Annotated in this window: 13 protein-coding genes; 12 read left to right on the forward strand and 1 reads right to left on the reverse strand. The window is 44.9% G+C overall.

Features of this window, described 5'->3' with window-relative positions; genetic code table 11:
* Nucleotides 1-392 precede the first annotated feature (392 nt).
* The 6 genes from A3GW_RS0105085 (at nucleotide 393) to A3GW_RS0105110 (ending at nucleotide 4648) form a co-directional block, all read left to right on the forward strand.
* Nucleotides 393-788, forward strand: a complete 396-nt coding sequence (locus A3GW_RS0105085; protein ID WP_018368221.1) for a MerR family transcriptional regulator — start codon at nucleotides 393-395, stop codon at nucleotides 786-788.
* A gap of 70 nt (nucleotides 789-858) precedes the next feature.
* Nucleotides 859-1206, forward strand: coding sequence for a cyclophilin-like fold protein (locus tag A3GW_RS0105090; protein ID WP_018368222.1), 348 nt, complete (start codon nucleotides 859-861; stop codon nucleotides 1204-1206).
* Between the two features lie 32 nt (nucleotides 1207-1238).
* Nucleotides 1239-2282, forward strand: a complete 1044-nt coding sequence (locus A3GW_RS0105095) for a zinc-binding dehydrogenase (protein ID WP_018368223.1) — start codon at nucleotides 1239-1241, stop codon at nucleotides 2280-2282.
* 204 nt (nucleotides 2283-2486) lie between these two features.
* Nucleotides 2487-3128, forward strand: coding sequence for an amino acid ABC transporter permease (locus tag A3GW_RS0105100; protein WP_018368224.1), 642 nt, complete (start codon nucleotides 2487-2489; stop codon nucleotides 3126-3128).
* A gap of 12 nt (nucleotides 3129-3140) precedes the next feature.
* Nucleotides 3141-3770, forward strand: a complete 630-nt coding sequence (locus A3GW_RS0105105; RefSeq protein WP_018368225.1) for an amino acid ABC transporter ATP-binding protein — start codon at nucleotides 3141-3143, stop codon at nucleotides 3768-3770.
* 44 nt (nucleotides 3771-3814) lie between these two features.
* The gene (locus A3GW_RS0105110; RefSeq protein WP_018368226.1) at nucleotides 3815-4648 is read left to right on the forward strand and encodes an amino acid ABC transporter substrate-binding protein; all 834 of its coding nucleotides are present in this window, start codon (nucleotides 3815-3817) and stop codon (nucleotides 4646-4648) included.
* 97 nt (nucleotides 4649-4745) lie between these two features.
* On the opposite strand, the gene plsY is transcribed toward A3GW_RS0105110, so the two are convergent.
* Entirely contained in the window at nucleotides 4746-5387 is a 642-nt protein-coding gene (gene plsY / locus A3GW_RS0105115; protein WP_018368227.1) for a glycerol-3-phosphate 1-O-acyltransferase PlsY, read from the reverse strand.
* Nucleotides 5388-5517: 130 nt separating this feature from the next.
* On the opposite strand from plsY, the gene parE reads away from it, so the two are divergent.
* The 6 genes from parE (at nucleotide 5518) to A3GW_RS0105145 (ending at nucleotide 13912) form a co-directional block, all read left to right on the forward strand.
* Entirely contained in the window at nucleotides 5518-7461 is a 1944-nt protein-coding gene (parE, locus tag A3GW_RS0105120; protein WP_018368228.1) for a DNA topoisomerase IV subunit B, read from the forward strand.
* Nucleotides 7462-7609: 148 nt separating this feature from the next.
* A complete protein-coding gene (gene fic, locus A3GW_RS0105125; protein ID WP_018368229.1) occupies nucleotides 7610-8212 on the forward strand; it encodes a protein adenylyltransferase Fic in 603 nt (200 codons plus the stop codon).
* Nucleotides 8213-8222: 10 nt separating this feature from the next.
* A complete protein-coding gene (locus tag A3GW_RS0105130; RefSeq protein ID WP_018368230.1) occupies nucleotides 8223-8621 on the forward strand; it encodes a YkvA family protein in 399 nt (132 codons plus the stop codon).
* Between the two features lie 72 nt (nucleotides 8622-8693).
* Nucleotides 8694-8966, forward strand: coding sequence for a hypothetical protein (locus A3GW_RS0105135; protein WP_018368231.1), 273 nt, complete (start codon nucleotides 8694-8696; stop codon nucleotides 8964-8966).
* Nucleotides 8959-9531, forward strand: coding sequence for a signal peptidase I (gene lepB / locus A3GW_RS0105140; protein WP_018368232.1), 573 nt, complete (start codon nucleotides 8959-8961; stop codon nucleotides 9529-9531). Before A3GW_RS0105135 ends, lepB begins: the two co-directional genes overlap by 8 nt.
* 37 nt (nucleotides 9532-9568) lie before the next feature.
* Entirely contained in the window at nucleotides 9569-13912 is a 4344-nt protein-coding gene (locus tag A3GW_RS0105145) for an InlB B-repeat-containing protein (protein WP_018368233.1), read from the forward strand.
* Nucleotide 13913: the final 1 nt, after the last annotated feature.

Below are 13913 nucleotides of genomic sequence, written 5' to 3' on the forward strand. Positions count from 1 at the left end.
TCTGAACTTGCCTTACTCACATCAATCCCGAAAACTGCACGCATGATACTACCTCTTTGTCTTGAATGATTCCTTGTTTTAGAGATGTCATTTTCAATACTCGACGTCTAGCGTCCCACATACTTTGATAACATTCTTTCTAAAACAGGTGTCTTGCCAGTTTTTGTTGCGACGTCTAGCGTCAAAAAGCCCCACGACTTAACAAGACACCTCTACTTTATCATCTTGAGAATGAAAAAAGTAGTGAGTACTCTCTCCCGTCGGAGATTTCCTCACTACTAATCTTAGTATGTTTTTATTTCCAAAACTGGTTAATCGAAAAAAGCTAAAAACGCTTGACTTGGAGTTAACTCAAAGGTGTATAATACAACTATCAACAGGGAGGTGTGCCAATGAACATCAAAGCAGTCAGTGAGAAAACAGGACTTAGTCCAGATACCATTCGGTACTATGAAAAAATCAGTCTTCTGCCGCCGATTGCTCGGAACAAGGCAGGGGTGCGGGTGTTTTCAGAGCAAGATGTCTCCGCGATTGAGTTTGTGCGTTGCTTTCGAGCGACTGGGATGTCCATCGAACAGTTGAGCGCCTATATGACTTTGGTGCAGGCGGGCGATGAGACAATGGCAGAGCGCTTAGCCATATTGCGGTCTGAGCAAGCACGCTTAGAAGCATCAAAAGCCGTTATCGAAGAGAGTTTGCAACGCTTAGAGGAGAAAATCACTCACTACGAACAGCTTAACTCAACAGAATATGAAGCTTTTTCTCATGAAAAGACTGATACTGATTAGCTTCACTCTCGTTGGGCTGATTTTGTTGTCCAGCTGTCGAGATGTCTCACAGAAACAGGAGGTAATTCAGATGGTCAATGTTTCTATTGGTGAGCGTGTTTTTCAGTTGCAGCTGGTTGACAGCCCTGCGGCTCACGAATTCACCGACAGACTTCCTTTAACCATTGAGATGATAGATGTCAATCAAAATGAAAAATATGCTCGATTAGATGCAGGCTTGACACGCCATGATGAAGTAGCTCATCAGATTGAAAAAGGTGATGTCAAACTTTGGTCTGGCGATGGTTTGGTTATTTTTTACGAATCCTTTGAGTCGTCGTATGCCTACACCAATCTCGGGTATATTGTCAACACAGAGGGTTTGAAAGAGTCCCTAGGACAAGGGGACGTAAGGGTATCGTTTACCCTAGCACAATAATAGTTGAAAAATATAATTAAATGGAGGCTAAGATGAAAACAGCTATTTTTGAACAAGCAGGACAGATGATTATTGAAGAGGTGGCAAAACCGACCTTGCAAGCAGATGATGATGTCATTATCAAGGTGGTGCGTGCCTGTGTTTGTGGATCGGACCTCTGGTCTTATTCACATGGCGATGATAAGGCGGCCCATTCACCAAACAGCGGTCATGAAGCTTTAGGAATTGTTGAAGAGGTTGGCTCTGCCATTACGACGGTTCAGCCGGGTGATTTTGTCATCGTTCCCTTTACACATGGTTGCGGCACTTGTGGCGCTTGCCGTGCAGGTTTCGATGGAACTTGCGATAATCATCCCGGGGCGACAAACTGGGGAGGTGGCTACCAGTCCGAATACATCCGTTTCCATTATGGAAATTGGGCTTTAGTTAAAGTCCCTGGACAACCATCAGATTATTCAGAAGGCATGATAAAATCGCTCTTGACACTTGCTGATGTAATGCCGACGGGTTATCATGCCGCTCGCTGTGCTCAGGTTGAACGAGGAGACAAGGTCGTCGTGATTGGAGATGGTGCTGTTGGTCAGTGTGCTGTCATTGCAGCCAAGATGATGGGAGCTTCTCAGATTATTCTCATGAGTCGACATGCCGATCGCCAACAATTAGCTCTGGAGCTTGGGGCGACTGCAATTGTCGCTGAACGTGGCGAAGAAGGTGTTAAACGAGTGCGTGAGCTACTAGGTGGAGGTGCGGATGCCGCTCTTGAATGTGTCGGAACAGAGGCTGCGATTGATCAAGCACTGGGGGTACTTCGTAATGGAGGTCGTGTTGGTTTCGTTGGTGTACCGCACTATGATAAACACAAATTGGGGTCTACCTTTGCTCGCAATATTTCGGTTGCCGGTGGATCAGCTAGTGTGACCACCTACAATAAACAGGTGTTGCTAAAGGCTGTATTAGATGGAGACATCAATCCAGGAAAAGTGTTCACCACAAGTTATCGTCTAGATGATATTAACCAAGCTTACCGAGATATGGCGGATCGTAAGAGCATCAAATCGATGCTGGTTGTTGACTAGGTGAGCTATAAACAGAGGGAGTGAAAAACATAACTCTCTCTGTTTTTACCTTCTAGTAAGTCAAAAAAGGGGGGCTTTCTCCATAACTTAGGTGATGTTATGATTGTCGATATTCCCGAATTTTTACTAAAAATAAGCCTGAAAGTCTTGCTAAAACAGGAAAATCTGATATAATTATTTTCAATATTACATTTAGGAGGGCTTATGGCTTACCTATTAGACATTTTACCCAGTTTATTACAGGGTGCCTTGGTTTCCTTGCAGGTCTTTTTCATTGTCATCGCCCTATCTATTCCGCTAGGTGCTTTGGTTGCTTTTGCCATGCGAGCCAATATCAAATTAGTCAACTGGCTGTTCAATATCTACATCTGGATTATGCGCGGCACACCTTTGCTTCTGCAGTTGATTTTCTTCTATTATGTTTTGCCGAGCGTTGGGATAACTTTTGATCGGATGCCAGCGGCTATCATTGCCTTTACCATGAACTATGCAGCCTATTTTGCTGAGATTTTCCGTGGTGGGATTGCCGCTATTCCAAAGGGGCAGTATGAAGCTGCCAAGGTTCTGGGCTTGACCCCTGTTCAGACTATTGTCCATATTGTTTTACCGCAGGTGGTCAAGATTGTTCTGCCTAGCATTTTCAATGAAGTAATCAACTTGGTCAAGGATTCTTCCTTGGTCTATGTGCTTGGGGTTGGCGATTTGCTCTTGGCTTCCAAAACAGCCGCAAACCGTGATGCCAGTTTGATTCCTATGTTTATCGCTGGGGGCATTTACCTGCTTCTCATCGGCGTTGTGACCATTTTGTCTAAAAAAGTTGAGCAAAAATTCGACTATTACCAGTAGGAGGAGGGGCTTATGTTAGAGTTAAAAAATATCAGCAAGGCCTTTGGGGACAAGGTCATTTTCGACCAGTTTAATCTGACGGTTCAAGAAGGTAAAGTTTTGTCCTTAGTTGGTCCATCTGGTGGTGGCAAAACGACTCTGCTTCGTATGTTGGCTGGGCTTGAGAGCCTTGACTCAGGTGAGATTATCTATAACGGTCAAGCTGTTCCCATCGACCACTTGGAGACAGCTAATCTTCTCGGTTTTGTGTTTCAAGATTTTCAACTTTTTCCTCACCTATCAGTTTTGGAGAACCTGACCTTATCGCCGATTAAAACCTTGGGATTGTCTAAGGAAATTGCAGAGCAGAAAGCTCGTGACTTGTTACTGCAGCTAGGCCTGGCTGAACACCAACAGGCCTATCCCCACTCCCTCTCTGGCGGTCAGAAGCAGAGGGTCGCCCTCGCGCGGGCCATGATGATTGACCCAAAAATCATCGGCTACGACGAGCCGACATCAGCGCTTGATCCCCATCTCCGACAAGAAGTGGAGAAAATGATCATCGCTAATCGTGACCGTGGCATGACCCAAATTGTGGTCACCCACGACATGGCCTTTGCAGAACATATTTCAGATCAAATTCTGAAAATAAATCCGAGTTAGGCGCTTGCCAGCTCTGCTATTGAACAAAAGAAGAGGAAAATATTATGAAGAAGTTTTATCTGGGTGCTTTAGCACTTGTAACGAGCTTGACCTTGGCTGCTTGTGGCAGTAAGACAGAGACATCTGCTGACAAATGGACGACCTATGAGTCTGAAAAGTCTATTACCATCGGTTTTGACGAGACCTTTGTCCCAATGGGCTTCAAGGACAAGTCAGGTGACTATGTTGGTTTTGATATCGACTTAGCGACTGCTGTCTTTGACCAGTACGGGATTGCTATCAAGTGGCAACCCATCAACTGGGACTTGAAAGAAACTGAGCTGAACAACGGTAAGATTGACCTGATTTGGAACGGTTACTCTTTAACTGAGGAGCGCGCTGAAAAAGTCTTGTTTACAGACCCGTACCTGCCGACTTCTGACGTCATTATCACCAAAAAATCATCAGGGATTACTTCAGCTGCTGATATGGCTGATAAGACTTTGGGAGCACAGTCTGGCTCATCTAGTTACGATACCTTCCTAAGTAACCCAGCTATTTTGAAAGATATTGTCAAAGACAATGATGCAACCCAGTATGAAACATTTACGCAAGCCTTCATCGACTTAAAGAGTGATCGGATTGATGGTTTGCTGGTCGATAACATCTATGCCAACTACTACCTAACAGAAGAAGGCGAGCTTGGAAATTATAATGTGATTGACATTTCTAAAGAGTTTCAAGGGCAGAACTTTGCTGTCGGTGCACGAAAATCCGACAAAACATTGGTTGAAAACATCAACAAAGCCTTCAAAAAACTTTATGAAGACGGCAAATTCCAAGAGATTTCAAAAAAATGGTTTGGTGAAGATTTAGCCACCGAAGATGTGAAGAACTAATCTTTTTACCGATATAGGAAAAATGGCAGAGCTAATTGCTTTGCCTTTTACGTTGATTAAGACAAGGAAAAGCCCCTAACGGGGCTTAACATTTGTTTTAATTTTTCTTGGTTTGCTTGCTGAGATTAAGCCCCCAAGGGACGAGGTTCTCAGTCTTGTTCTTGATACGTCCCATGTTGTCTCTGTGACGAATAATGATAAGGCTGGCAATGGCGATGATTAAGCCTGTAAAAATCAGGCTGTAATCGCTGATGAGAAAGCTCATTGCAGGAAAAGTCAGCACGCCGATGATAGCGACGCTAGCAGCTGTCACACTGGCTAGGGAAATCATGCTAAAAAGGTAGAGTATCAGTAGGAAAATCACCAGCAAAAAAATCAGGAAAGCAGGGGCAAAACCTAGCAAGACACCTGCAGATGTGGCAACTGCTTTGCCGCCTTTGAACTGGGCAAAGATGGGAAAGGTATGTCCTAACACGGCAAAGAAGCCAATCAGTAGGGCTAAGTCGCCGTCAATGCCAAACCAGATGGGTAAAAGTGTCGCTACTGTTCCTTTTAGAACATCGACAAGCAGGGTGATGATGCCAGCTTTTTTCCCTAAAATACGAAAGGTATTGGTCGTACCAGTATTGCCAGAACCGTGTTCTCGCAGGTTGATGTTGTAAAATTGTTTGCCAATCCAGAGGCCTGTTGGGATGGAGCCTAGCAGGTAGGCAATGATGCCAAAAATAAAACTATTCATAGCGCTATTATACCATAAAACTTTGACAAACAAACTAAATGAACGTTAAAATGAGAGAAAAAGCAACTTTGCTTTGCCATTTGTCTCAAAAATCGGTAAAATAAAGAGATGACAAATTTGGAGGTCATAGATGCCTAAGAAAGAAATAAACGTAACAAACTATAATGATGACGCCATTCAGGTGCTGGAAGGACTAGACGCAGTCAGAAAGCGGCCAGGCATGTACATCGGCTCGACCGATGGCGTGGGGCTGCACCACCTGGTCTGGGAGATTGTGGACAATGCGGTCGATGAGGCCTTGTCAGGTTTTGGGGACAAAATCAGTGTGACCTTAAATGCCGATGGCTCGGTGACAGTGGCAGACAGTGGGCGGGGCATGCCCGTTGGTCTTCACGCCATGGGGATTCCGACGGTTGAGGTTATCTTTACCGTCCTCCACGCAGGGGGCAAGTTCGGTCAGGGAGGCTACAAGACCTCTGGTGGTCTCCACGGAGTTGGCTCGTCCGTCGTCAACGCCCTCTCTAGCTGGTTGGAGGTGGAGATTACCCGTGAGGGGAGCATCTATCGCCAGCGCTTTGAGGACGGCGGAAAGCCCGTGACCACGCTTGAAAAAGTCGGCACCGCTCCTAAGTCCAAATCTGGTACGACCGTTCGTTTCCTGCCCGATCCACGGATTTTCTCCACGGTTGAGTTTAAGTATGGAACAATCGCAGAGCGCTTAAAAGAGTCTGCCTTTCTCCTCAAAAACGTCACCATGACCCTGCTGGATCAGCGGTCTGGAGAAGAAGCTAGCTTCCACTATGAAAATGGGGTGCAGGATTTTGTCGCCTATCTCAATGAAGACAAGGAAACCTTGACCCCCATTATCGCCTTTACAGGAGAGGAACAGGAGTTTCAGGTGGACATCGCCATGCAGTACAACGATGGCTTTTCTGACAATATTCTCTCCTTTGTTAACAATGTCCGCACCAAAGACGGCGGTACGCACGAAACAGGGTTTAAGACTGCCATTACCAAGAGCCTCAATGACTATGCGAGAAAAACAGGGCTTCTGAAGGAAAAGGACAAGAACTTAGAGGGGTCTGACTATCGTGAGGGCTTGTCAGCTGTCCTATCCATCCTTGTTCCCGAAGCCCATCTCCAGTTTGAAGGGCAGACCAAGGATAAGCTGGGTAGTCCTCTTGCTCGTCCTATTGTCGATAGCATTGTCAGCGAGAAATTGACCTTTTTCCTCATGGAGAATGGCGAAACGGCCAGCAACCTCATCCGCAAGGCCATTCGTGCCAGAGATGCCAGAGAAGCGGCCAGAAAGGCGCGTGATGATGCCAGAAGTGGCAAGAAAAACAAGAAAGACAAGGGGTTGCTATCTGGTAAGTTGACCCCAGCCCAGTCTAAAAATGCCCAGAAAAATGAGCTCTATCTAGTCGAGGGAGATTCAGCGGGCGGTTCTGCCAAGCAAGGCCGTGACCGCAAGTTTCAAGCAATCTTACCCCTACGAGGCAAGGTTATCAATACCGAAAAGTCCAAGATGAGCGACATCCTCAAAAACGAGGAAATCAACACCATGATTTATACGATTGGAGCTGGTGTTGGGGCGGATTTCAATATCGCTGACATCAACTACGATAAGATTATTATCATGACCGATGCGGATACAGATGGTGCCCATATCCAAACCCTACTCTTAACTTTTTTCTACCGCTACATGCGACCTCTGGTCGAGGCGGGGCATGTCTACATCGCGCTGCCGCCACTCTATAAGATGAGCAAAGGCAAAGGAAAAACCGAAAAAATCGCCTATGCTTGGACGGACGGTGAGCTGGAGGACTTGCGAAAAGAGTTCGGAAAAGGCGCTCTTCTCCAACGCTACAAGGGACTAGGGGAAATGAACGCCGACCAGCTCTGGGAGACTACCATGAACCCTGAGACCCGCACCCTCATTCAGGTGACCATTGATGACCTAGCGCGTGCTGAGCGCCGCGTCTCCACCCTCATGGGCGACAAGGTCGAACCTCGCCGCAAATGGATTGAGGAGAATGTGCGGTTTAGCTTGGAGGAACAGACGGTGTTTTAGGGGGAGATAAAATATGGGAAGAAAAAGGTATGATGACATTTACACCTCAACCATATTTGTTATTCTGAGTTTAGAAGAATCTCGGATTCTTTTGAACCTTGACGAGTTGAAAAAATCTTAAGTTAATTAAATAGTGTATGGAGGCTTTATGGTCCTAGAAAACAAACTCGGTCTGACCAATAGTGCGGAGCTGGCTCGTCAGGAGGAATTGCTCAGCAAGCAGGCCGCCAAAAAACTTTTTGATAGTGGCCAACTATTTAAGATTGAAGTTGGCACTTTTGAGGGCTTGTCTGCCATCCACAAGGCACTCTTTTCGGACATCTACGACTTCGCTGGAAAGATCCGTGATGTCAACATTGCAAAAGATAACTTCCGGTTTGCTCCTCGGATATTTCTTGAGCAGTCCTTGGTCTATATTGACAAGCTCCCTCATCAGACTTTCGACGAGATTGTGGATAAGTACGCCGATATGAATATTGCCCATCCTTTTCGTGAGGGCAATGGCAGAGCGATGAGGTTATGGCTGGACTGTATGTTGCGAGCTAGTCTGGGACAGGTTGTTGATTGGAATAGAATTGATAAGGACGAGTATCTCAATGCCATGGTCAGAAGTCATGTCTCAACTGGCGAACTCAAATACCTGTTGCTCAAGGCTCTGACAGACGATTTAGGCCAACAAACCTTTTTCAAAGGACTAGACACGTCCTATTACTACGAAGGCTACACTTTGTTTAAGACAGAAGACTTATAGGAGAAAGCTTATGAAAACAAAAATGACCAAAACTCAAGCCATTGAGCAACTGCAAAATCGCTACAAAAAGGCAGAAGATTTGCTCAAAGATGACGCCAAAATGGAACCGTTTTTGGAGAAATTAGAGAAGAAAATCAAGTGGATTCCTTTTGTCAGTCAGGAAATCAAATCGATTCCGATTTTGATTAGCATGGTAAGAAGTTACTGGAAAGGTGAGTACAAAACTGTTCCGATCAAGTCTATCATCGCTATCGTTAGCGCTTTGATTTACTTCCTATCGCCGCTTGATGTCGTCCCTGACTGGATTCCCTTCCTCGGTCAGATGGATGATGCTCTCGTTATCGCCACCGTCTGGAAACAAGTCCATAAGGACATTGAGGCGTATAGGGAGTGGAAAAATAAAGTATAAAAACTTGACAAAAGTCTATATTGTATCATAGAATTGAAAGTATATGGCTAATTCAAGTGTAGAAAGACAGTTATGGAACAGAACCAGTTACGCAAATTAAAGCGTGAACAGTTACTTGAAATGATGTTGCACCAGCAGCAAGTTATTGAAAAACAGGAGCAAAAAATCCTAGCACTGGAAGAAGCTCTTAACGAAAAAAGGATACGATTGGAAAAGGCTGGCTCTATCGCTGAGGCCGCCTTGGCTCTGAATGAAGTCTTTGAAGCGGCGCAAAAAGCTGCGGATGATTACTTGCTGAGCATTCAATCGCAAGCTCAGGAAAGAGGTCACCAAGCGGATGTCTGATGTAAAGTTAACAACTCAATCGTTATCAACAGAACTGAATAGATTAACCTATCGTAAGCGATTTTGGGCAATCGTGAGAAATACCTTATACATTCTAATGGCTGTTGCTTCTACCGCGGTTCTCATTGCAGTCCTGTGGCTTCCAGTTTTGCGGATTTATGGGCATTCGATGGATAAGACCCTCCAAGAAGGCGATATCGTCCTCACTGTGAAGGGAACTGACTTTGATAGTGGAGACGTGATTAGTTTTTACTACAATAATAAAATCTTGGTCAAACGCGTCATCGCCAAGTCTGGTGACTGGGTTGACATCAACGACGATGGTGACGTCTATGTGAATCAGAAAAAATTAGATGAACCCTATATTTTGGAGCAATCTCTTGGGCAAACAAATCTGACTTACCCTTATCAAGTGCCAGACGGTCAACTCTTTGTCATGGGAGATAACCGTGCAACCTCTCTGGACTCTAGGCATACGTCGATTGGTGGGATTTCACAAGAACAAATCGTCGGAAAAATTATTTTTAGGGTTTGGCCTTTGCAAGAAATTGGGACGATTAAATAATCGATAATAAACAGACAAATAGAAAGGAGGAAGTTCATTGGAAACATGGTATAAATGGGTCTTACAATCGCTAAAAACCTATCGGCACCGTCCGTTTTGGAAAAGTGCTTTTTGGGCAACGGCTATCCTGACGACATTTTTAACTACCTATTTTTTAATTCTACCTGCCATTACACTGGAAGGCAATAACGCGAACCAGACAACAACTTCGACAAGTTTGTCACCACCCTCAGATTCTCAAGAGCAGGAGACTCAAGAAGCAACAACCACAGAAACCAGCCAAACTTCAGTAACGGATGGGTCTGAGACCTCCTCAGTTGCCACGACGTCATCGACTGAGAGCACGACTAGCGAGCCCAAAGTAGAGCCAGTACCAAGCCAGTCCTATCTTGAGGGTGAGGTCACTGTCGAGACACCGACTTATACGGTAAAAGTCCAAGCACAGCAGGATGCCAAGTTGCCATTAGCAACACGTTTGGATGTCACAGAAATAAGAAAAGAAATGGCTGAGTACGAGGCTTATCGTCATCAAGCCTTGGACAAAATAGACAAAACCATCGACGATATCAAAGATGTTGTCCTCTATGACATCAAACTCTACGACGACGAGCAAGAGATACAACCTCAAGCTCCCGTAACGGTTCAAGTGTCTTATAAAGAACCTCTGGACATCAAGAGTGATGAACTGGATATTGTTCATTTCAAAGACACAGGTGAACTTGAGGTACTTGAAACCAAGTCAACAGAAGAGACCAAACAGTTGGCTAGTGATGTTGCCTTTGAGACGACCTCTTTCTCTGTTTATGCTATTGTTCAAAATGCCACACCGCTCCCTCGGATAACCTATCGCTTTGAAAATACTGACGGAACGCCATTTACCTTTAAAACAGCCTCAAATGCTGATGCTAGCCAGCAAGTGCTCAAAAACGGTGAAAGTCTAAAAGATGTCGGCATACCAGTGATTGCTGTCAATAAGCATTTTGAAGGTTGGTATTACTATGATAAAGCTAGCAATACCTACGGTGAACAAGTTGTCTTTAACCAACCGATAAGGGTGACAGCCACTCAAGAGCGAATCATTCGTCCTAAATACAGCAGTATTGCTTATGTGACCTTCTATGACGATGCTGCGGGAACGGTTATCTTGCAACGTGAGCAGTTAGCCTTGACCAATGGACGAGGCACCTATGACTTGACCACGGTCAAGGCACAGCCTCCAACCGCAACGCAGACCTTTGCAGGATGGTCCAAGACAAAAAATGGCGCTATCATCAGTGAAACAGAGGCTAAAAACGCGACAATCACAGGAGATACGCTCTTTTACCCTATTTTCAAAGAGGCTAAGAAGGTAGAGTTCATCACAGGAGACATCGATACAGGCGCAACCTATATTGCTCCTCGCTACGTCTATGACGGTGAGACTACTCCACAACCTCCTAATCCCACCAGACCAGGATACACCTTTGGCGGCTGGGTGACCAGCCAAAATGGTAATACACGCTTTAACTTCAGAACAACGCGCATAACGGCTGATACTAAGGTTTATGCTAAGTGGATTCCAGCAAAAGCAAATGTGACAGTGATTATATGGAATCAGAGTGCAACAGATAAGCCTGATACAACTTTAAAAACCTATGACTACGCTGGTCAAAAAAATAGAACCGAAACAGTCGGAACTACAGTGAATTTGCAATCGTCAGATTATACTGTTCCGACAGGGTTTGAGTTCAATAGTAGTAAATCGGATAAGAATGTTGTTGTAAAGCCAGACGGATCATCAGTGATAAATGTTTACCTTGATCGTAATGTGATTACGATGAAGTTTTATCAAAGAGGTGATCCAGGAAGAGACAGTTGGGTTTGGGATGAAAGACATGGGCAAATAACGGTCTACAAGGGGTTATATGAAACTCCACTAACGGCGGGCTGGCCATCAACGCGTAATAGGACCATCTGGAGTTATTATACCAATTACGGTACTAGTGGTATGAGTTATTTAGGTGAGTTTAAGTTACCAACTGATGTTGCCCATAATAATGAGATTCGCTTTTTTTGGGGGAATAATAAGAATTCTGATGTTACTTTTTACAAAGAAAATATCAATGGTGGGTATGTAGATGCAGCTCAGGACAAAGGCTCTGCTGGAGGAGGAACATTCTATTTCAGTGAAAAATATACTGGATTTGAGGCATATTCTTATAAAGTCACACAAAAAAATAAAACTACTGTTACTAACTGGACAGAGATTGCTCCAGCAGGAAGTCCTCGGAAAGAAAGTGTGTTATTAAATGAGCCTAGTGGTTATTTTAATGTGCCGCCGAAACAATACTACAACTTAGAAGTTCGTTACAGGCGCCTATCCTACAATTTCAAATATCTGGACCCACTGAATGAAGATCCGTTGGAAAACTTCCCAAGTCGCTCCGTCAAGTACGAGGCTCCTCTAACCTCTTATAGACCAGATACGAGTGAAGTTCAGCCTGTTCCAAGTCGTCTAGGCTATCGCTGGAATGGCAAGTGGTACAAGGACGCTGCCATGACACAGGAGTTCGACTGGTCAACCACCATGCCGGCACAGGACGCTAAGGTTTACGCAGGCTGGGAAAAAATCACTCATAGGGTCATTATTGAACCTGAGGGAGGTCAGGTTGAGCGAACTCTGCTGAAGATACCGTACGGCGAAAAAGTCCCTGACACCTACTCGGCTGCTACTAGAGATTATGTGGTAGACCCAGATGGCACTTACTACTATCGCAACGATACCGTTAGCGGTACGATACCGCAAAACGGCATCTACAAGTCTATCTATACAACCAATGCCAATGATATCAATACTGATAAGACACAGAAGTATAGTTACGAAAAAGACGCTTACAAATTGATTGCTTGGTATCAAATCAATCCAGATGGCACGAAAAAACTCTATGATTTTAACACTGCTGTAACCTCAGACATTACTCTAAGAGCTGAGTGGCGGCGTGTTGGCGAGTTCCATGTGACCTATAGCAATCAAGCTGTTGACCAAAATGGTCAACCTCTAATCGCGCCTGGTGGCAGTCGTGTCATGACCTCTAACGAACCGGTTGATCGCCAGCGCTACGATGACCAATCAAACTTCACCCTCTTAAGTCGGCCAACAATACCTGAAGGCTATACCTTTAGAGGTTGGCATTATAATGGCAAGCTCTACAGCCCTTATGATGCAGCGACAGTTCTAAGCCATTTGGCGGATAGAAACAAAACCGTAACAGTTTACCCAGTGTTGATACCAATTGAGAAATTACCAACCAAGGACACCTTCCTCATTTATGATGGAAACGGTGGTTCTCGTCAGGAAAATGGTAAGATACTAACCAGTGTTAAGCACACCAAGTTAGAACTCAATAAGACTTATCAAGCAGAGTCAGCTACCTACTTTACTCGTGTGGGTTATGACCTTATCGGTTGGCATACTAGCAAAGACCAGGCTAGCGAAGGCATTGTGCAATTTAAGCCAAGACAGGACATTGGTCTAGATAACCAGCCTGATACCTCAAACACACTCTATGCTGTTTGGAAACCGAAGACCTATACCGTTCGAGTCACCAAGAATGTCAAGGGGACGGATAAAGATAAGCAAGTACTCTTTACGTTCTTTCCAAACGAGGCTCTTGATGTGACAACCTTCAAGCTTTCACATGGTCAGACGAAGACCTATACAATTCCTTATGATTCCGAGATCACGATCGGAGAGCAGGAACTTGAGGACTTTGATGTCACTGTGACGGTGACACACAAAAATCGCCCATCAGGGAAAGCTGATGAGACGGTTAACCACCAAGACGCTAGTCCGCTAACAGTAACAGTAGATGGAAACATCGACATCGTCTTCACTAACACGCGTAAGCGCCAGCTGATTTCCCTGCAAAAGGTTAGCGTTGAAAACCTCAACCAACCATTGGCAGGTGCAGTCTTTGATGTGTATGCTGTCGACTCAGCCGGTGACAGGATTTTGCCGGCTAAGTACACGGGAGTAACCTCTGGTTCTGATGGGTTATTGACCTTTGCAGATGGCCAGCAGGTGATGCTCCCAACAGGTGATTACCGCATTGCTGAAGTGAAAGCACCAGATGGCTATAATCTCGCTACAGATGATTTACGCCTCTCTGTCACAGATAGTGGTGCTAGCCTGCTACAAGATGGCAATACTGCCCCGTCTCAGGTGATTGAAGAACCTGATGGGAAACTTAACTATCGTTTCAAAATAACCAATTCCAGAGGAACGGAATTACCAAGTACTGGTGGTATTGGGCAAACTGTTGTTTCACTTGCTGGTGTTATCCTAATCACACTAGCCACGCTAACACTCTATCTAAAAAACCGTATTGAAAGACAATACTAGA

The organism is Streptococcus entericus DSM 14446 (assembly GCF_000380025.1).
GTDB lineage: Bacteria > Bacillota > Bacilli > Lactobacillales > Streptococcaceae > Streptococcus > Streptococcus entericus.